Consider the following 18,569-nt stretch of genomic DNA (forward strand, 5'->3'; position numbering starts at 1 on the left):
TCATGATGAACCCTTTTTCATGGCTCCAGATGACAAACATGATCTCATATCAGGGACTTGCTCGCACCTTCCCTAGAACAACGCGCCAATATTGCCGGCTGGCAATTTGGTGAAACCGAACGCGGATTATTTTCGGTATATGGCAACTGGCAAATAACCAATGTCGACAAGGCCCGCCTCAATGCTATTTTGACCTGCAAGGACCCCGTCTATACCAGCCTGCTCATCAACCAGGATGACCCGCATTTCCAGCTGGCCCAGTTGCTGGCAGAGCTGCCTTACCAGCTGCTGGCGACAGGCCACCCCAGGGTGGACAAGGATGCCCGAGCCATCTATTGGGTGAAGGGACGCTGCCTGCCTTGATGATCCCCCCCTGCATGGCTGGGGTAGCACTTCACAGTTGCGCGCCAGCAGACGACCAAACAAGACCGGCTATCGCCTTGCAAACCGGATAAAAAAACACAGCGGATACATTTCTGTATCCGCTGTGTAGTCTGGTCACGCCGTCATCTGCAAGAAACGCGGTACGGCGCGCTCTGCCAAGCCGAGCTTAGAACGGCATCTTGAAGCCGGGGGGCAGTTGCATGCCGCCGGTCAGTTCGCCCATCTTGCTCTTGTTCTGCTCTTCCACGCGACGCACGGCATCGTTGACAGCTGCGGCCACCAGATCTTCCAGCATCTCTTTGTCATCTTCCATCAGGCTCGGGTCGATCTCGATGCGGCGCACGCTGTGGCTGCCGGCCATGGTGACCTTGACCATGCCAGCGCCGGCTTCACCGACCACTTCCATCTGGGCAAGCTGCTCTTGCATCTTCTGCATGCGCTCTTGCATCTGTTGGGCCTGTTTCATCAGGTTCCCCATTCCACCTTTACCAAACATATGTCGTCTCTCGTCTTGAAATCCGGCATCCAGCGCCGGGCCGTGGGTTTACCCGTCCTAAGTGGGGACAGCCAAACCATTTTTCAACCGGGCACCAGGCCCGGCATGGTGTTTGTCAGCGACTCAGCGGCTCTATGCTGTCGTGGTGAAGCACGGCGCCGAATCGCTGCTGCAAAAATTGCACGTTGGGATCCTGCTCCAGATCTCGGGTGACCTGCTCACGCACCCCGAGATAGAGGCGATGTTCTATCTCCAGCGGCGTCTCCTGCTCGGGCACACTGCCCAGCGTGACCGCCACCTGCACCGGTTGCCCCAGCTCGGGGCCGATGATCTCGGCCAGATCGGCGCACGCCCTGTCGCTGATCAGATGGCGCTGCTCCGGTTTGAGGGTCAACAGTACCTTGTCCCCCTGCTGGCTCATGACCGAGTTGATGGCCAGCTGACGCAGCCGACCACCGACACCGGTGCGGGCAATCAGCTCGGCCCAGGGATCGCCACAGCTGTTCAGCAGGGAGGACGGGATCAATCTGGCCACCACTTCTCCCGCTTGCGGCTGGCTGTCACCCTCCAGCTCGTCCCAGTCGATGGTTTCCATCACCGAGACCGCAGGTGCCGGCTCGCTGGCAACGACCTCGCGAGAGGCCGTCACGGGAGCCGCAACAGGCGCAGCGCTAACCTGCCGAGGTGCACTGCCGTCCAGATCCCAGGGCGGCAGATCGTCTGACTGAGGACGTGTCACGGCCGCGGGGACAGGTACCGGTGAAGCCGCTTGGGCAGCCCGCTCCGGCAGAGGGGCGCTGGCAAACGCATCGCTGAAACCTTGGCTCAAATACTCTTCGTAGTCGCTGCCGCTCTCTTCATAGGCATCGAGCGGCGGCAAGTCGTCATACCCCGTCTGCGGGGCTGGCCGGGCAGACGTCTGCCCTTGCCCATCAACTCGCGCCGGTTGCGGCTCGAACGCCGGGGATGACGTGGCGGAAACTGACTGTATTGCAGTTGCCGGTCTGGCGGCTGCCACCGGTTTGGCGGGCGCTGCGCGCACAGCGCTGGTCGCCGCAGACGGTTCGCTGCGCAGGCGACTGCGCAACAGATTGCGCTTGCCAAGCAGGCTTTGCATGCTGGAGACCGTCGAGGGAACGGCTTCTGCGTCGGCCACCACCTCGGCCTGCGCAATTGGCTCGGGCTCGGCCATGACAGGCATTGAGGGGGGAGCCACAGACGGCTCTGCCGGCAGGTCGCCGGACGCGGCCGGCAACGTAACCGCCTCGTAGCCCATCTGCTCGGCCTCGCGCAGCAACTCATCCTGCTCGGCAAACAGCGGATCCAGCTCGGCGCCGTTATCCTGTCTATCCGGCGCTGGCTCGACAGCTGTAGGCTCGGCCATCACCACAGGGGCCATGGTCGCTGCAGGCGCGGTGGCGGCAACCGCAGACGAAGCCAGTGGCGCTGCGCTGGCAGCCGGGGCCGGCTCAGCCCCCTGGGGCTTTCCCGGCGCCGCTGCGCCACTTCTCGCCTCTGTCGCAAACCCTCCCATGGCGGGGGGCAGCGCCGTCAGGCTGGCAGGGTGCAGTACTTCGCGCCGGGGCGAGAAGGCCAGCATCCGCAGGCAGGTCATCTCCAGTGCGGTGCGGCCATCGGGGGCCCAGGGCAGATCCTTGCGACCGCCCAGCACGATCTGATAGCAGAGCTGCACCTCTTCCGGGCTCATGGCCTGGGCCAGCTGCAGCAGGGCATCGGCGTCCGCCCCCTGCTCCTGCACGGTGGCGGGCAGCAGCTGCGCCATGGCGATGCGATGGAGCAACCCTTCCAGCTCGGCGTGCAGCTGATCAAAATCGGGGCCCAGGGTGGCGATTTCGGTGATCTTGGCCATGGTGGCCGGCGCATCCTGGCGCAGCACCGCCTCCAGCAGCTGGTGCAGATGGCGATGATCGAGCGTGCCCAGCATGGCCAGCACGCTGTCGAGGCGCACGCTGCCATTGCCGTGGGCCAGCGCCTGATCGGTCAGGCTCAGGGCATCGCGCATGCTGCCGTCAGCCGCCTTGGCCAGCGCCAGCAGGGCGCGTGGTTCAAAGGGTTGCCCCTCCTGATCCAGCACCCATTCGAGCTGCTTGGCGATCTGGGTCTGATCCAGACTCTTCAGATGAAACTGCAGGCAGCGCGAGAGGATGGTGATCGGCAGCTTCTGCGGATCCGTGGTTGCCAGCAGGAACTTCACATAGGGGGGCGGCTCTTCCAGGGTTTTCAGCAGGGCGTTGAAGCTGTGGCGCGACAACATGTGCACTTCATCGATGAGATAGACCTTGAAGCGGCCACGGGCCGGCCGGTACTGCACGTTGTCGAGCAGTTCGCGGGTATCTTCCACCTTGGTACGCGACGCAGCATCGATCTCCAGCAGGTCGACGAAGTTGCCCTGATCGATCTCGCGGCAGGTGTCACACACCCCGCACGGGTGGCTGCTGATCCCCTGCTCGCAGTTGAGGCTCTTGGCCAGGATGCGGGCGATAGTAGTCTTGCCGACCCCGCGGGTGCCGCTCAGCAGATAGGCGTGATGCAGCCGTCCCTGATCCAGGGCGTTGGTCAAGGCGGTCAGCACATGGTGCTGGCCTACCACTTGTTCAAACGTATGGGGGCGCCATTTACGCGCCAGAACCTGATAGCTCATAGATCTCGATGCAGGGATGACAAGGCATTGAGGCTGGATGCTAACACAAATGCGGGGCGGGCTGTATCGGCTATCGGCCAGGGCGAGAGGGATCGCTTGAATTTCAAACCGATGCCCGTACGGGCACCGGTCTGGACGCAGGCAGGCTGACGAGACCTGCCTGCTTGGTGAAACTGGGGGCTTATTCGCCCGGCAGTTCGACCAGAGAAACCACCTTGACGCCGGCGGCAGTCAGGCGAGCATCACCACCGAGGGACGGCAGGGAGATAATGAAAGCGGCATCAACCACTTCACCGCCTGCGCGGCGAATGAGCTTGACGGTGGCATCGACGGTGCCGCCGGTGGCCAGCAGATCGTCCACGACCAGCACCTTGTCACCGGGCACGATGGCGTCGGTGTGCAGTTGCAGGGTGTCGGTGCCGTATTCGAGGGCGTAGGACTCTTCGATGACGGCGCGGGGCAGTTTGCCCGGCTTGCGAACCGGCACGAAGCCCAGACCCATGGCGTAGGCAACCGGCGCACCGAAGATGAAGCCGCGCGCTTCGGTACCGACAATCTTGGTGATCCCTTGATCACGATAGTGATTGGCCAGCAGATCGATGGTGGCCTTGAAGGCATCGGCATTCTCGATCAGGCTGGTGATGTCGCGAAACAGGATGCCCGGCTTCGGATAGTCGGGAATGGTCTTGATGCTCGCTTCGATAAATTTCAGGGTTTCCGGATTCATGGTTTGACCGTTTGTTTTTCGACGCAGATGGTCGTTTCTCTCAGCTTCCCGCCAGCGGGAAATAAAAAGGCCCGTCACGCAAAAATGACAGGCCGACTCCATAGCATTATTGCCGCAATAGCTTAGGGACTTCACTTCTCCATTGCAACTGGCTCCAGCACCGGCAGACGCATTAACCAGGTGAGCAGGATCACCATTATGGCAATGAGCAGCAGCCTGACCCACAGCAGGGGGACCACCGCCAGCGACACCGAGAAGGAGAACAGAATGAAGAGGATGGCACGCCGCCGCGCATGGCGGCGAATGCCGCGATACTGCTGCCAGTCGGCAATGGGCGGCCCAAACCAGGGATGGGCCAGCAGCCAGCGGTGAAAACGAGGGGACGAGCGGGCAAACAGGGCCGCCGCCAGCAACATGAAGGGCGTGGTCGGCAGCAGGGGCAGCACGATGCCGATGATGCCGGTCACGAATGCCAGCCAGCCCAACCCCATCAAACACCAACGTTTCATCACAACCCCTCTTGCATACCCTTGCGTCATCCTAACAGGATCCACCCCCATGTTGACAACGATTCCCATTACCACGGCAACTGATGTCCTGGATTGCGCTGCTTGCGCGCCAGTCATGGCCTTAACCTGCCCCCTTCCCGTGGCGTGACGGCTGACAACCTGCCCCGTTACTACTACAATCTGCGCTCTTTTTCTCTGTTTGCCCTTCGGAACCGGTTATGCGCGTTATTTTGGCCCCCATGCAGGGGGTGCTGGATCACTTGATGCGGGAGGTGCTCACCTCCGTCAACGATTACGACCTCTGCGTCAGCGAATTCATTCGGGTGGTCGATCAGCTGCTGCCGGCCAAGGTGTTTCATCGCCTCTGTCCCGAGCTCAAGCAGGACGGCAAGACCCGGGCCGGCACCCCGGTGCGGGTACAACTGCTGGGCCAGCACCCCGAATGGCTGGCCGAAAACGCGCTGCGGGCCATCGAGCTCGGTTCCCCCGGCGTCGATCTCAACTTCGGCTGCCCCGCCCCCACGGTCAACAAGAGCAAGGGGGGCGCCGTGCTGCTCAAAGAGCCCGACACCATCTATCGCATCGTCAAGGCGGTGCGCGAAGCGGTGCCTGCCCATCTGCCGGTGAGCGCCAAGATCCGCCTCGGCTACGATGACAAGGAGCTCTATCTGGAGAACGCCCAGGCCGTTCATCAAGGCGGCGCCAACGAGCTGGCGGTGCATGCCCGCACCAAGCGCGAAGGCTACAAGGCGCCGGCCCACTGGGAGTATGTGGACGCCATTCGCCGTGCCCTGCCCATTTCCGTCACCGCCAACGGCGAGATCTGGGATCATGCGGATGCCCTCGCCTGCGCCCAAGTCTCCGGCTGCGATACCCTGATGGTGGGTCGCGGCGCCATCTCCCTGCCCAATCTGGCCAACGTGATGAAGACCGGCTGCGCCCACATGAGCTGGGCCGAGGTACTGCAGCTGATGGTGAGCTACACCGAGCAGGACTTGGCGAGCGAGAAGGCAGACTACTACCCGAGCCGGATCAAGCAGTGGTTCAGCTATCTCAAGCGGGAGTATCCCGAGGCGGATCGGCTGTTTGGGGAAATCCGGGTACTCAAGGAGACCCATCCCATCCGGGATGCCTTGCTGCAGGCGTCGAAAACTGTGATCTAACCGTCCTTTACTTGACGCATATCATCTTGATAATCCTGTCGCTTCCCTATACTGCCCCAGATTCGTAATTCGTCTGTTGGGGGCTAGTGTGTGTGAAATGACGCAAGCTCAGTTGGCCGTGTGGCGTGATCGCCTGCTGACTGACTGGGCGCAAGTAAGAGAAGAGCTGATCGGTCAGCTCAAAGCCTGTCGGCGTGACGAGTGGGCAGAAAAGGTGGATCACTGCGAGCGGGATCAACTGGTGGATCTGACCAGCCGTCTCGACTTGCCCAAGGTGGAGCAGAGCGTGGCTCGCCTCAAGCGCATCGATGCCGCCCTCTGTCAGATGGATCTGGGCCTCTATGGCCTCTGTTCCGACTGCGAGGAGCCGCTGGCCATCGAACAGCTGGAACAGGACCCGACCCTGCAACGCTGCCCGCGCTGCGAAGCCCGCTATCGCAAGGGATTCCACGCCCACGAACTCTGAGGGATGCACGTCCGTGCATCCTCTTCTGCGGGCTGGTCAGCCCGACATTTCTATTCAATAATCAACAACAACCACGCTGAACAGGGACATCTCCGTGTACAGAGTCTTGTTGTTATGGTGTTTGTGCTGCTCCGCCTGGGCGCAAGAGTCGCTGCTGGTAGGCTGGTCAAGCTGGCACCCGTTCAGCTTTCGCGACGAACAGCAGCAACTGCAGGGGCTGGATATCGACCTGCTGGAAGCCATCTTCAACCGGGCTGGGTTTCACGCCAACTACAGCGAGATGCCCTGGGCCCGCGTGCTGCGCGAGCTGGAGTTCGGTACCATCCAACTGACCATGTCCGCCAACCAGACCGCCGAGCGCGACCTGTATGCCCGCTTTACCCTGCCCTATCGCAATGAAGAGACCGTGCTGCTCATCCGCCGTCAGGACAAGGGTCGCTGGCAGGAGATAACACAGCTCTCCGACTTGCTCTCCCGGCCGGACTTCACCATCGGCCTGCTGCGTGATTTTGATTACGGCACCGATTTTCGCACCTTCATGCAGTCACCCCAGATGCAGCAGCGACTGCTGGTCAGGCTGAAAACGGAGCCGCTGATCAAACTACTGCTGGCCGGCCGGATCCAGGGGGTTGTCATGGACCCCATGGGATTGCAGCAGCTCAATCTGGCCGGGATCCCCCTCGATCAACTGACCCCCCTGCTCGACATCCAGCAGACCCCAGTCCACCTGATGTTGAGTCGTCGCACCACCACGCCACAGCAACTGCAACGGCTTGATGAGGCGATCCGGGCGCTGCTGCAGAGCCCGGTGTACGGGCAGATCCTGGCTCGCTACCGCTATCCGCTGCAGTAACGCCGACAAAAAAAGGGGCCCCGAGGGCCCCTTTTTCTGTTTTGTGATCACTGTGCCAGCAAGTGGCCAACCAGTTCATGGCGCCAGCCCTGCAGCAGCATCGGCTTGTCGGCCCGGGCGCGCTCTTCGTCGCTCATGCGCCAGCTCCAGGTGAAGTACTGGTGAATGATCTTCTTGCTGGCCACCAGCTCGGGCGGAATGTTGCTGGCCTTGGCCTTCTCTTCCACCATCCCCTTGATCCGCTTGAGCTCGGCCTTGTACTGGGGGTAGTCCACCAGCCGGCGAATGGGCTCGGGCCAGCTGTCGGGATCGCTCTGCTGAGCTGCGGCCACGATGTCGAGCATCCGCTTGCCGTGGATCTTGATCTCGATGGGGGCCAGCCCCAGCTCGTTCAGATCGCGCAGCGACGTGGGTCTGCGCTCCGCCACCTTGAACAGGTGCAGCTCTTTGACCACGAAGTTGAGGGCCAGATCACGGCGCACTGCCTCCTGCTGACGCCAGGCGGCCAGCTCACGCAGGATCGCCAGCTCACGACGCCCCAGTTGCCAGGCATTGACGATGTCGAGATAGGCCTGGCGAGGATCGCTGGTCTGGGTCTTGCGGGCGGAGTGGTTCTGGCACTCCTGCTCGAACCAGGCGAACTTGCCGCTCTCATGCAGCTTGGCCATCACCTTCTCGTAGAGTGGTAGCAGATAAAACACGTCGGCCGCCGCGTACTCGAGCTGGCGAGGTGTGAGCGGGCGCGCCAGCCAGTCGGTGCGGGCCTGATCCTTTTCCAGCTCCACCGCGAGAAACTCGTTGACCAGGGCGCCAAAACCGACCGATACCCCGTAACCCAGAAAGGCGGCGGCCAGCTGGGTGTCGTGCATCTGGTTGGGCAGATGGCCCGCCTGATGCTGGATAAGCTCCAGATCTTCACCGGAGGCGTGCAAGATGGCGATCTGCCCTGCCCGGCCGAGCCGTTGCCAGAGGGAGGAGAGATCCAGCGTCAGCGGATCCAGCAGTGCCAGATGCTCACCGTCATAGATCTGGAACAGGCCCAGCTGGGGATAGTAGGTGCGGGTGCGAACGAATTCAGTATCGATGGCCAGGGGAACGTCGGCCAGGGAGGCGAGATACTGCTCCAGTTCGGCTTGCTGTGAAATGAGTTGATAGTGCATCTGTGCCTGCGCGTTGATCAGGGCCAAAAGAAAAAACCGTGGGCTGACCCACGGTTTTGCATAACGACGGCATGCTGCTTGGCAGCGCCACGCCGGTTACTGCTTGGCAATCTCCTCGTCGCGCAGCACGCGGCGCAGGATCTTGCCCACATTGGTCTTGGGAAGTTCGTCACGAAATTCTACCAGTTTCGGTACCTTATAGGCAGTCAGATGTTTGCGGCAGTGAGCAATAATCTCGTCTTCCTGCAGCTTTGCATCTTTCTTGACCACGAAGATCTTCACCAGCTCGCCGGAGACCTTGTGCGGCACGCCGACGGCGGCCACTTCCAGCACTTTCGGGTGCAGCGCCACCACGTCTTCAATTTCGTTCGGATACACGTTGAAGCCGGAGACCAGGATCATGTCCTTCTTGCGATCGACGATCTTGAAGAAGCCCTGCTCGTCGCACACCGCGATGTCGCCGGTACAGAGCCAGCCATCCTGCATCACCTCGGCGGTGGCTTCCGGCCGCTGCCAGTAACCGCTCATCACCTGCGGGCCGCGTACCTGCATCTCGCCGGGTTTGCCAAGCTCGTGGATCACCTGACCTGCATCATCCACCAGACGAATGTCGGTAGAGCAGACTGGCAGACCGATGGAGCCGTTGTAGTCGAGCAGATCATAGGGGCAGACGCTCACCAGTGGCGAACACTCGGTCAGGCCGTAGCCTTCCAGCAGCGGCGTATCGGTCAGCCCTTTCCACTGTTCGGCTACCGCCCGCTGCACCGCCATGCCACCACCTATGGTCAGCTTCAGGCGGGAGAAGTCCATCGACTGGAACTCCCCATTGTTGACCAGCGCATTGAACAGGGTGTTGACCCCGGTGATGCAGGTAAAGGGGTACTTTCTGATCTCTTTGACAAAGCCCGGGATGTCGCGCGGGTTGCTGATGAGCAGGTTGTAACCGCCGATGCGCATGAACAGCAGGCAGTTCACGGTCAATGCAAACACGTGATAGAGCGGCAGTGCGGTGACCACGAACTCCTTACCCCGCTCCAGCATGGGGCCGTATACCCCGAGGCACTGCTCGACGTTGGCGATGAGATTGCGGTGAGTCAGCATGGCCCCCTTGGAGAGGCCGGTGGTACCGCCGGTGTACTGCAGGAAGGCCAGATCGTCGTTATTGATCTCGGGCTTGATGTACTGCAGATAGCGGCCCTTGGCCAGCGCCTGGCGCATGGTGCTGGCGTGGGGCAGATTGTATTTGGGCACCAGCTTCTTGACGTATTTCACCACGAAGTTGACCAGGGTGCCCTTGGCCAGACCCAGGTTGTCCCCCATGCGGGTCAGGATCACGTGCTTGACCGGGGTATCGTAGACCACTTTTTCCAGGGTATGGGCAAAGTTGGAGACGATGACGATGGCCTTGGCACCGGAGTCCTTGAGCTGATGTTCCAGCTCGCGCGGGGTGTAGAGCGGGTTGACGTTGACCACTATCATGCCGGCACGCAGGATGCCGAACACCGCGATGGGGTACTGCAGCAGGTTGGGCATCATCACAGCGACCCTGTCACCCTGGCTGAGCTTGAGCTCGTTTTGCAGGTAGGCGGCAAAGGCGCGGGACTGCTCTTCGAGGCGACGGTAGGTAATGGTCTGCCCCATGTTGACGAAGGCAGGCTGGTCGGCGAATTCGTTCACCGACTCTTCAAACATTTCGACCAGGGAGCTGTATTGGTCTGGATTGATCTCGGCGGGCACCCCTTCTGGATAACGCTTCAGCCAGACTTTTTCCACGAACTTCTCCTGCATAACTAGCACCTGTGCGCTCACTGTGTTGCCTCCGTCCCTGTTCACATCCATTTCAAGCAGTTGTTTTAAGCTCATACTCTAATGCCGCCCATATTTACATAGGGCAACATCAATTAACAGCAAATTAACAACGGAAAAATGTGAGGGAGAAGACAAACCTGGAATTATTGAAAGCCGTCGATTCTACCGAATTTGACAAAATTTTTCGATACAAACCGCGGTCTCTGCCGAATTTTCCATATGAAAATGGTGGTTTCCCGCCAAAACGACCCGCTCTATCTGGGTAAACGCGGCATGACGCTGTTGCCACTGCGCCTGCAGGCTGGCAAAACCCTCTGCACCGGCGATAAACAGTACCGGGCAACGGATGGCCCGGATCAGCGCCTGGGCCTGCCCTTCGCTCATGCGCATGGGGGAGAGATCCCGCAAACAAGGATCGCTGCGCCAATGCCAGCGCCCTGCCCGTACTTCCAGCTGCCGCTCGCAGATGAGGCGTGCCGAACCTGGGTCAATGTCGGCCACCTTGCAACGCGCCGCCACCGCTTCATCGATGGACGCAAAGCCCAGGGAGGCTCGCTCGCGGGTGCGACTGCGATTCAGGATGGCGCGGCGCAGTTGCTCCGGCACCGCCTCGTCGGGTTGGCTGAGAGGCCCGAGCCCCTCCAGCAGGATGAGTCGCTCCACCTGCTCGGGGAAGACCCCGGCATAGGCGGAGGCGATCAAGGCCCCGAGGGAGTGGCCAAGCAGCGTGAAGGCCGTCCAGCCCGCCGCCTGAGCGATCTGGTAGAGATCGTCCAGCCAGTCGACAAAGACATAGGGCGTGCTCTTGTGATCCGAGCGACCGTGCCCCGGCAGATCGATGCAGACCAGCTGAAAGTGGGTCAGATAGGGGGCAAGGGGCACAAAGCTCGCACTGTTGTCGAGCCAGCCATGTAGCGCAACCAGCAAGGGTTTGCTGGTCTGCTCATCCGGCATTGGCTGACTCTCAAGCAAGGCCACCCGGCGGCCATCGGCCAGGGTCAGGAAACGCTCCTGCAGCACGGTCTTCACTCCTGGTCCTAGCGGCGCAGCGGCCGTCTCGGCCAGTAGGGATCATAGAAGGGGTCGTAGAAGTAGGGATCCACATAGCTAACCTCTACCTCCTTGACCGGCGGCCACAGCTTGCTGCCCGTCACCTTGAGCACCGAGAAGCGGTATTTGTGCTCGCCTATCTGGCTGTCGAGCGGCTTGTCGATGGTGCCAAGCACCGTCAGGCTGCGCCCCTTGGCATAGAGGGTCGGGTCGACAAAGCCCTGCATGATGGCCAGAAAACGGCCCGGGCTCTGCTCGGTCTGCTCTGGCACCCCGTTGGACTTGAGCGGCAGATAGACCACCTCGATGACGCTCTGATCCGCCTTGTTGTGTACTGCCGAGATGACCCCGCTCCAGCGGGCCGGTTTGCCCTCCAGGCCGGCAAGGGCCGGCTGGTAGGCCACCAGCTGGTTGGCGGGCTCATAGGCCAGCTCTTTCGGGACCGAGCTGCAGGCACCGAGCAAGAGCCCTGCGGCCCCCATCACCATTGCACGCTTCAACATGTCACGCTCCTCTGGCCGGATGAAACCGGCCTGTCAACCACCCGCAATGGGGCATGTTCCCAGCGGCGTGAGCGACATGCCTGCCACTCCCGCCCTTATTCGCGACCCGGCAGCTTCTTCCAGGTCACCTTGTCACGCAAATAGACCGGGGTCGCCTGCTCCACCGCCACCGCTTCGCCCGCCAGCCAGGCGCTGCGCGCCAGTGGCAGCATGTCTTCTGCCGCCGGGAAACGCACCTGACTCGCTACCAGCTCGTCGGCAAGACCACTCAAAATCTCGCCATAGGTCTCAAAACCGGTGCCGACGCAGGTCACCCGACCCGCCAGCTTGCCACGGACGTCAACCAGTGCCGCGGGATCGCTCACCACCTCGTCGCCCACCAGCTGCATGCGGCCGTCGATCAGCTCATAACGGCCGAAATAGACCTCGTTCATCCGCGCATCGATGGCGGTCAACACCTGTTCGGCGCCATCCAGTCGGTGGGCGCCTTGCGCCATGGCGGCCAGGGTGGAGATGCCGATCAGCGGCACGCCGGCCCCAAATGCCAGGCCCTGCGCCACACCGATGCCGATCCGCACCCCGGTAAAGGAGCCGGGACCACGGCCAAAGGCAATGGCATCGAGCTCATCCAAGGTTATCCCGGCGTCGTCCAACACAGCCTGAACCATGGGCAGGATCTTGCGGGTGTGATCCCGCGGCGCCTCCTCCCAGCGGGAGAACACCTGCGCCCCCACCAGCAAGGCGGCGGAGCAGGCTTCGGTGGCGGTATCAACGGCCAGGATCTTCAACTCGTTCATGCTTTCCAATCTCTATAAAATCAGTCAATTACATAATCTGCAAGCAGACAGTGCCAGCAGTTTTTCAAAATGTTGCAAGGCTTGGCCGGCCGCGGCCGCGCAAACGCGATCACCGACCGGCGAGCGCCTGCTGCTCAAAGAAATTCCCCAGCATCGCCAGCTCCCGGGTCCGTGGAATGGCGGGCAGACTCTTGATAAAGGTGGCACCGTAGGGCTTGTTGACCATGCGGGGATCACAGATGACCAGTACTCCGTGATCACTGCGATCACGGATGAGCCGCCCCACCCCCTGTTTCAAGGCGATCACCGCCTTGGGCAACTGGATATCGGCGAAAGGATCGCCGCCCCTGAGCTTGCAGTCGTCCACTCGCGCTTTAAGCTGCGGATCATCGGGGCTGGCAAACGGCAGCTTGTCGATGATAACACAGGAGAGCGCCGCCCCCCGCACGTCGATCCCCTCCCAGAAGCTGCTGGTCGCCACCAGCACGGCGCGGCCATTCTCGACGAACTCCTTGAGCAATCGCTGCTTGTTGTCCTCCCCCTGCAGCAGGACGGTACGGCCGATCTCCCGGCGCAGCACCTCGGCCACCTGCCGCATTACCTGATGGCTGGTACAGAGAAAAAAACAGCCCCCCGGCGTCTTGTTGATGAGCGGGATCATCAAATTGGCCAGCTGCTCGCCACGGCCAAAGGCATTGGGCTCGGGCAGAAAGCGCGGCACGCACAGCCGCGCCTGCTCGCTATAGTCGAACGGGCTGTCGAGAATAAGCTCGGCACTGCCAGCCAGTCCCAGCTCGGCTTTGAAGTGATCAAAGCGCATGTCCACCGTCAGGGTGGCCGAGGTAAACACCCAGGCGACCTCTGGGCGCAGCACCTCGGCGCCAAAGCGCTCGGCCACCGACAGCGGGGTCAGGTTGAGGGTGAAATGGAGCCGCGAGCAGTCGTACCAGTAGGAGAAACCGGTCTGGTTGATGGCCAATACCTCTCCCAACCGGGTGCGCAGCTCACTGATCCGCTCGAAACAGTGATCCAGCTGCTCGCCGCGCCCGAGCGCCAGTTTCAGCACCTCGTAGCAGAGTCCGAGGGCATCGTTGAGGCGGGCCAGCGCCTGGCCCCAGAGCGGCTGGCGCAGCATGTCGCGGGTGTTGCCGCGCCCACCGTCCACCCCGAAGGCGAGCCGCAGATCCTGGCTGGCAATGGCAAGCCGGTCGGCCGCCTTGCCGAGCTGGGCCATGTCGTGGGCCTCGGCCCGATAGGCGAGCTGGATATCCTGCGCCAGATCCAGGATGGTGCGGCTGCCCACCGATTTGCCGAAGTAGTTGGTGGCGATCTCGGGCAGCTGGTGCGCTTCGTCAAACACGTAAACCTGTGCTTCGGGCACCAGCTCGCCAAATCCGGTGTCTTTGACCGCCATGTCGGCGAAGAAGAGGTGGTGGTTGATCACCACAACCTGGGCATCCATGGCACGGCGGCGGGCCACCACCAGATGGCAGTCGTCGTAATAGGGGCAGTCGCGACCGAGGCAATTTTCATTGGTGCTGGTGACGTGCGCGAGGATTTCGGCGTTCTCCTGCAGCCCCGGAATATCCCCCACGTCGCCGTTGTCGGTGGCGGTGGACCAGGACTTCACCTTGACCAGATCATTGAGCACTTCCGGTTTTTGCAGGTGGGATTCGCTGAGCAGCCGGTTCATCCGCTCGATGCACAGATAGTTGCTGCGCCCCTTGAGCAGGGCCACCGGCGGGGTATAGGAGAGCGCCCCCGTGATGGTGGGGAGATCGCGGTAGAAAAGCTGCTCCTGCAGGTTCTTGGAGCCGGTGCTGATCACCACCCGTTTGCCGGATTCCAGCGCCGGCACCAGGTAGGCGTAGGTCTTGCCGGTACCGGTGCCCGCCTCCACCAGCAAGCGACCATGCTCCTTGATGGCACGCGCCACCGCCTCGGCCATCTCCAGTTGCGGGGCACGGGCTTTGAAGCCGTCGATATGGCTGGCCAGAGGGCCGTCTGGCTTGAACAGGGTCTGGATGGTCAAAAGGGCGTCCCGCAGCAAAAGGGGGCATTATGCCAAAAGTGTGGCAAAAGCGGGACTGATTCTGCGCCTAGACGAAGAGATCGATCTGGTGATCGGGATCCGGCTTGTGATCGTCCTCTTCAGATGCTGGCTGATCACGCTTGGCCGATGGATAAGGCTGCTGGCGCTGCTGGGAGTCACCGTTGTCGGTGCTGGTCTTGCGCAGCTGATGCTTCTGGCTGATCTGGGTCACTTCCCGCTTGATGTCGTCACTGCTCGGGGCAGCCGGTGCCCGGGGCAGAATGGGGAATAACAGGTCCTGACTGGGCATGATGTCGCCTCCTCTGGCTCACCTTGTCTAGTTATCGACCAGAGAACCGTTTTCTCAACTTTAATCGACCAAATCACATTTTCCGGTTGCTTTTTCCGTCAAGGCAGGTAGTTTAAATCGGGCGTCAACTACGACATCTTATTTGTAAAGGATTGATTACATGCAGTTCACCAGCCTGAAGACTCATCACCACCATCATCATCCCGAATAGTCTTTCAGGAGGTTGACTGCTGGAAGACACTTAACTGGTGACTTCCAAAAGGACCGCAAGATTCATAAGCCCTCGGAAGCACTGACTTCCGAGGGCTTTTTCGTTTTTGACTAGAAGGAAATCGAGCAATGGAAACACAACGTCTGCGCATCGCCATGCAAAAATCCGGTCGCCTGAGCCAGGACTCCCAGGCCCTGTTCAAGAGCTGCGGCCTCAAGATCAACCTGCGCGAACAGCGCCTCATCGCCCATGTCGAGAACATGCCCATCGACATCCTGCGGGTACGCGATGACGACATCCCGGGGCTGGTGATGGAAGGGGTGGTCGACCTTGGCATCATCGGCGAGAACGTGCTGGAAGAGGTGCAGCTCATCCGCGCCTCCCAGGGCCAGCCCTTTGCGGTCAAGACCCTCAAGCAGCTCGACTTCGGCGGCTGCCGCCTCTCCCTGGCGGTACCGGACGACGTCACCTACACCGGGCCACAGAGCCTCGCCGGCAAGCGCATCGCCACCTCTTACCCGGGGCTGCTCAAGCGCTTCTTCGACGAAAAAGGGCTCGGCTTCAAGAGCGTGATGCTGGGCGGTTCGGTGGAAGTGGCCCCCCGCGCAGGCCTGGCCGATGCCATCTGCGATCTGGTCTCCACCGGCGCCACCCTGGAGGCCAACGGCCTCAAAGAGGTGGAAGTGATCTACCGCTCCAAGGCGGTACTGGTGCAGGCCCCCAACCCCTTGTCCGATGCCAAGCAGAAGATCATCGACACCCTGCTGCCCCGTATTCAGGGAATGCAGCAGGCGCGCGAGAGCAAGTACATCATGCTGCACGCGCCCAAGGACAAGCTCGATGCCATCACCGATCTGCTGCCGGGCGCCGAGCGTCCCACCATCATGCAGCTGGCGGGCGAGACCAACCAGGTGGCGCTGCACGTCGTCTCCAGCGAGACCCTGTTCTGGGAAACCATGGAACAGCTCAAGGCCCTCGGCGCCAGCTCCATTCTGGTGCTGCCCATCGAAAAAATGATGGAATAAGGAAGGGACATCATGCAGACCCTGATCTGGAAGACCCTCTCCCCCGCCCAGCAGGCCGACGTGCTGACCCGGCCGGCCCTGAGTGACGAAGCCGACATCGGCGCTGTGGTGCGGGAGATCATCGCTGCGGTACGCAGCCGGGGCGATGAGGCCCTGCGCGAGCTGAGCCAGCGCTTCGAGCGCGCCCCGCGCCAGCAACTGCAGGTGAGCGACGCCGAAATCGAGGCCGCCTGCGCCCGCTTGGGTGACGACATCAAGGGCGCCATCGAGGTGGCCATCGCCAACATTCGTACCTTCCACGCCGCGCAAGTGCAACCCGTGGTGCGGGTCGAGACCCAGCCCGGGGTGGTGTGCGAGCTGCGCACCCAGCCCATCAGCCGGGTCGGTCTCTATGTGCCGGGGGGCAGCGCGCCGCTCCCCTCCACCGTGATGATGCTGGCCATTCCAGCAGCTATCGCCGGTTGCCGTGAAGTGGTGCTCTGCACCCCGTCCCCGGCCAGCGACGAGATCCTGTTCGCCGCCCGCGCCTGCGGGGTCGAGAAGGTGTTCGCCATTGGCGGCGCCCAGGCCATCGCCGCCATGGCCTACGGCACCGAAACCATTCCCAAGGTGGACAAGATCTTCGGCCCGGGCAACGCCTATGTGACCGAAGCCAAGGGGCAGGTATCGCGCGACTGGCGCGGTGCCGCCATCGACATGCCCGCCGGCCCCTCCGAGGTGCTGGTCATTGCCGACGAGAGCGCCAACCCCGCCTTCGTGGCGGCGGATCTGCTCTCCCAGGCCGAACACGGCCCCGACAGTCAGGTGGTGCTGGTGACCACCTCGCCGCTGCTGGCCGACGCCATCAACGGCGAGATCAAGCGCCAGCTGGCCAAGTTGACTCGGCGCGATATCGCCGCGCAGGCGCTGGGCAGCAGTCTGGTGATCCTCTGCGACGATCTGGCAGAAGCCTGCGCCATCTCCAACGCCTACGCCCCGGAGCACCTGATCGTACAGACCCGCGCTCCCCGTGATCTACTGGATCAGCTTGAAAATGCCGGCTCCATCTTCCTTGGGGCATGGACACCGGAATCAGTCGGCGATTACGCCAGCGGTACCAACCACACCCTGCCCACCTATGGCTATGCCCGTACCTGCTCGAGCCTGGGCCTCGCCGATTATCAGCGCCGCTACACGGTGCAGGAGCTGAGCGAGCGCGGCATTCAGGGCCTTGGGCCCATCGTCGAACGCATCGCCCAGGCCGAAGGGCTTGATGGTCACAAGAACGCCGTCACCCTCAGGTTGAACGCCCTGGCCGCCGCGTCCCAACAAACAGCACAGCAGAAGGATTTGTCATGAGCATTGCCAACCTGGCGCGCCGCGTGGTGCGGGCCCTCACCCCTTATCAATCCGCTCGCCGCATCGGCGGCAAAGGCCACGTCTGGCTCAACGCCAACGAGGCGCCGCTGGCCTATCCCTTCACCATCGAGGGCAGCCGTCTCAACCGCTACCCCGAGTGCCAGCCGGCCGAGGTGGTGAACGGCTATGCCGCCTACGCCGGGGTCAACCCCGATCAGGTGCTGGTGAGCCGCGGCGCCGACGAGGCCATTGAGCTCTTGATCCGCACCTTCTGCGAAGCGGGTGAAGATCAGATCCTGATCTGCCCGCCCACCTACGGCATGTACGCCATCAGCGCCGAGACCTGCGGTGTCGGTATCGTCGAGCAGCCGCTGACCGCCAGCCGCCAGCCTGACTGGCCCGCCATTGCCGATCGCCTTTCCGACGTGAAGCTGGTGTTCCTCTGCTCCCCCAACAATCCCACCGGAGATCTGGTGGGCCGCGACGGCCTCATCGCCCTGCTGGAGAAAGCGCGGGATCGCGCCATCGTGGTGGTAGACGAGGCCTATATCGAGTTCTGCCCCGAGGCGTCCGTGGTGGACCTGCTGGCTCGCTTCCCCAATCTGGTGGTGACCCGCACCCTCTCCAAGGCCTTTGCCCTGGCGGGGATCCGCTGCGGCTTTACCTTAGGCCATCCCGAGGTGATCGCCATGCTGGCCAAGGTGATCGCCCCCTATCCCATCCCCGAGCCCATCGCCCAGATCGCGGCGCAGGCCCTCTCCCCCATGGGACTGGAGCTGATGCAGGAGCGAGTGGTGGAGCTCAACAAGCAGAAAGCCGCCTTCAAGGCCGCACTGGCAACCCTGCCCTGCGTGAAGGAAGTGTTCGAGGACAAGGGCAACTTCGTGCTGGTGCGCTTTGTGGATGGTGCCGCCGTCTTTGCCGCCATGAAGGCCGCCGGCATCATACTGCGGGATTTCTCGACCAAGCCTGGCCTGGACAACAGCATTCGGGTCACCATCGGCTATCAGGGCGAGATGGATGCCGTACTGGCCGTATTGCGTGACCAGCCCTCTCCCTCTTTTTAAGACAAGG

General features: G+C 62.0%; 17 protein-coding genes, 1 pseudogene and 1 other annotated feature. Of the genes and pseudogenes, 7 read left to right on the forward strand and 11 right to left on the reverse strand.

Features of this window, described 5'->3' with window-relative positions; all coding sequences use genetic code 11:
* Nucleotides 1-66 precede the first annotated feature (66 nt).
* Nucleotides 67-363 (forward strand): annotated as a pseudogene (locus tag PG899_RS20090) (dolichyl-phosphate-mannose--protein mannosyltransferase); the annotation flags it as partial.
* A gap of 187 nt (nucleotides 364-550) precedes the next feature.
* Here the strand turns inward: PG899_RS20090 and PG899_RS20095 are convergent.
* The 4 genes from PG899_RS20095 to PG899_RS20110 all read right to left on the reverse strand — a co-directional run bounded on the left by PG899_RS20095 (nucleotide 551) and on the right by PG899_RS20110 (nucleotide 4,778).
* Complete coding sequence (locus PG899_RS20095; RefSeq protein ID WP_011706069.1) at nucleotides 551-880, reverse strand: YbaB/EbfC family nucleoid-associated protein; 330 nt, start codon at nucleotides 878-880, stop codon at nucleotides 551-553.
* A gap of 115 nt (nucleotides 881-995) precedes the next feature.
* Nucleotides 996-3,542 (reverse strand): DNA polymerase III subunit gamma/tau, encoded by a 2,547-nt coding sequence (dnaX, locus tag PG899_RS20100; protein WP_077095451.1) that lies wholly within the window; start codon nucleotides 3,540-3,542, stop codon nucleotides 996-998.
* A gap of 181 nt (nucleotides 3,543-3,723) precedes the next feature.
* Nucleotides 3,724-4,269, reverse strand: coding sequence for an adenine phosphoribosyltransferase (gene apt / locus PG899_RS20105; protein ID WP_016350746.1), 546 nt, complete (start codon nucleotides 4,267-4,269; stop codon nucleotides 3,724-3,726).
* Nucleotides 4,270-4,400: 131 nt separating this feature from the next.
* Nucleotides 4,401-4,778: a YbaN family protein gene (locus PG899_RS20110; protein ID WP_077095452.1), complete on the reverse strand. Its 378-nt coding sequence runs from the start codon at nucleotides 4,776-4,778 to the stop codon at nucleotides 4,401-4,403.
* A gap of 218 nt (nucleotides 4,779-4,996) precedes the next feature.
* Here PG899_RS20110 and dusC point away from each other — a divergent pair, with 218 nt between their 5' ends.
* The 3 genes from dusC (at nucleotide 4,997) to PG899_RS20125 (ending at nucleotide 7,260) form a co-directional block, all read left to right on the forward strand.
* On the forward strand, nucleotides 4,997-5,941 hold the full coding sequence (gene dusC, locus PG899_RS20115; protein ID WP_077095453.1) for a tRNA dihydrouridine(16) synthase DusC: 945 nt from the start codon (nucleotides 4,997-4,999) through the stop codon (nucleotides 5,939-5,941).
* A gap of 97 nt (nucleotides 5,942-6,038) precedes the next feature.
* Nucleotides 6,039-6,407, forward strand: a complete 369-nt coding sequence (locus PG899_RS20120) for a TraR/DksA family transcriptional regulator (protein ID WP_011706064.1) — start codon at nucleotides 6,039-6,041, stop codon at nucleotides 6,405-6,407.
* Nucleotides 6,408-6,501: 94 nt separating this feature from the next.
* Entirely contained in the window at nucleotides 6,502-7,260 is a 759-nt protein-coding gene (locus PG899_RS20125; protein ID WP_077095454.1) for a substrate-binding periplasmic protein, read from the forward strand.
* A gap of 47 nt (nucleotides 7,261-7,307) precedes the next feature.
* Here the strand turns inward: PG899_RS20125 and rnd are convergent, their stop codons facing one another.
* The 7 genes from rnd to PG899_RS20160 form a co-directional block, all read right to left on the reverse strand.
* The gene (gene rnd / locus PG899_RS20130; RefSeq protein ID WP_174892443.1) at nucleotides 7,308-8,420 is read right to left on the reverse strand and encodes a ribonuclease D; all 1,113 of its coding nucleotides are present in this window, start codon (nucleotides 8,418-8,420) and stop codon (nucleotides 7,308-7,310) included.
* A gap of 96 nt (nucleotides 8,421-8,516) precedes the next feature.
* Entirely contained in the window at nucleotides 8,517-10,193 is a 1,677-nt protein-coding gene (gene fadD / locus PG899_RS20135; protein ID WP_011706061.1) for a long-chain-fatty-acid--CoA ligase FadD, read from the reverse strand.
* 198 nt (nucleotides 10,194-10,391) lie between these two features.
* Nucleotides 10,392-11,258 carry an alpha/beta fold hydrolase gene (locus PG899_RS20140; RefSeq protein WP_179101321.1) on the reverse strand — a complete coding sequence of 289 codons (867 nt, stop codon included), beginning with the start codon at nucleotides 11,256-11,258 and terminating at the stop codon, nucleotides 10,392-10,394.
* Between the two features lie 8 nt (nucleotides 11,259-11,266).
* Entirely contained in the window at nucleotides 11,267-11,782 is a 516-nt protein-coding gene (locus PG899_RS20145; protein WP_270697599.1) for a Slp family lipoprotein, read from the reverse strand.
* A 95-nt stretch (nucleotides 11,783-11,877) separates the two neighbouring features.
* The gene (gene tsaB / locus PG899_RS20150) at nucleotides 11,878-12,579 is read right to left on the reverse strand and encodes a tRNA (adenosine(37)-N6)-threonylcarbamoyltransferase complex dimerization subunit type 1 TsaB (RefSeq protein WP_179101322.1); all 702 of its coding nucleotides are present in this window, start codon (nucleotides 12,577-12,579) and stop codon (nucleotides 11,878-11,880) included.
* A 109-nt stretch (nucleotides 12,580-12,688) separates the two neighbouring features.
* On the reverse strand, nucleotides 12,689-14,611 hold the full coding sequence (locus tag PG899_RS20155; protein WP_045789731.1) for an ATP-dependent DNA helicase: 1,923 nt from the start codon (nucleotides 14,609-14,611) through the stop codon (nucleotides 12,689-12,691).
* Nucleotides 14,612-14,678: 67 nt separating this feature from the next.
* Nucleotides 14,679-14,921 (reverse strand): hypothetical protein, encoded by a 243-nt coding sequence (locus PG899_RS20160; protein WP_077095456.1) that lies wholly within the window; start codon nucleotides 14,919-14,921, stop codon nucleotides 14,679-14,681.
* Between the two features lie 186 nt (nucleotides 14,922-15,107).
* Nucleotides 15,108-15,236, forward strand: a sequence feature (His leader region).
* A 24-nt stretch (nucleotides 15,237-15,260) separates the two neighbouring features.
* Between PG899_RS20160 and hisG the strand changes: the two genes are divergently transcribed.
* Genes hisG through hisC form a run of 3 tightly spaced genes read left to right on the forward strand, consistent with a single transcriptional unit; the run spans nucleotide 15,261 to nucleotide 18,562 of the window.
* Nucleotides 15,261-16,157: an ATP phosphoribosyltransferase gene (gene hisG / locus PG899_RS20165; protein WP_017408376.1), complete on the forward strand. Its 897-nt coding sequence runs from the start codon at nucleotides 15,261-15,263 to the stop codon at nucleotides 16,155-16,157.
* A 12-nt stretch (nucleotides 16,158-16,169) separates the two neighbouring features.
* Complete coding sequence (gene hisD, locus PG899_RS20170; RefSeq protein ID WP_077095457.1) at nucleotides 16,170-17,495, forward strand: histidinol dehydrogenase; 1,326 nt, start codon at nucleotides 16,170-16,172, stop codon at nucleotides 17,493-17,495.
* Nucleotides 17,492-18,562, forward strand: coding sequence for a histidinol-phosphate transaminase (gene hisC, locus PG899_RS20175; protein WP_190283595.1), 1,071 nt, complete (start codon nucleotides 17,492-17,494; stop codon nucleotides 18,560-18,562). Before hisD ends, hisC begins: the two co-directional genes overlap by 4 nt.
* The last annotated feature ends 7 nt before the right edge of the window (nucleotides 18,563-18,569 follow it).

The organism is Aeromonas sp. QDB39 (assembly GCF_027707585.1).
Taxonomy (GTDB): domain Bacteria; phylum Pseudomonadota; class Gammaproteobacteria; order Enterobacterales; family Aeromonadaceae; genus Aeromonas; species Aeromonas hydrophila.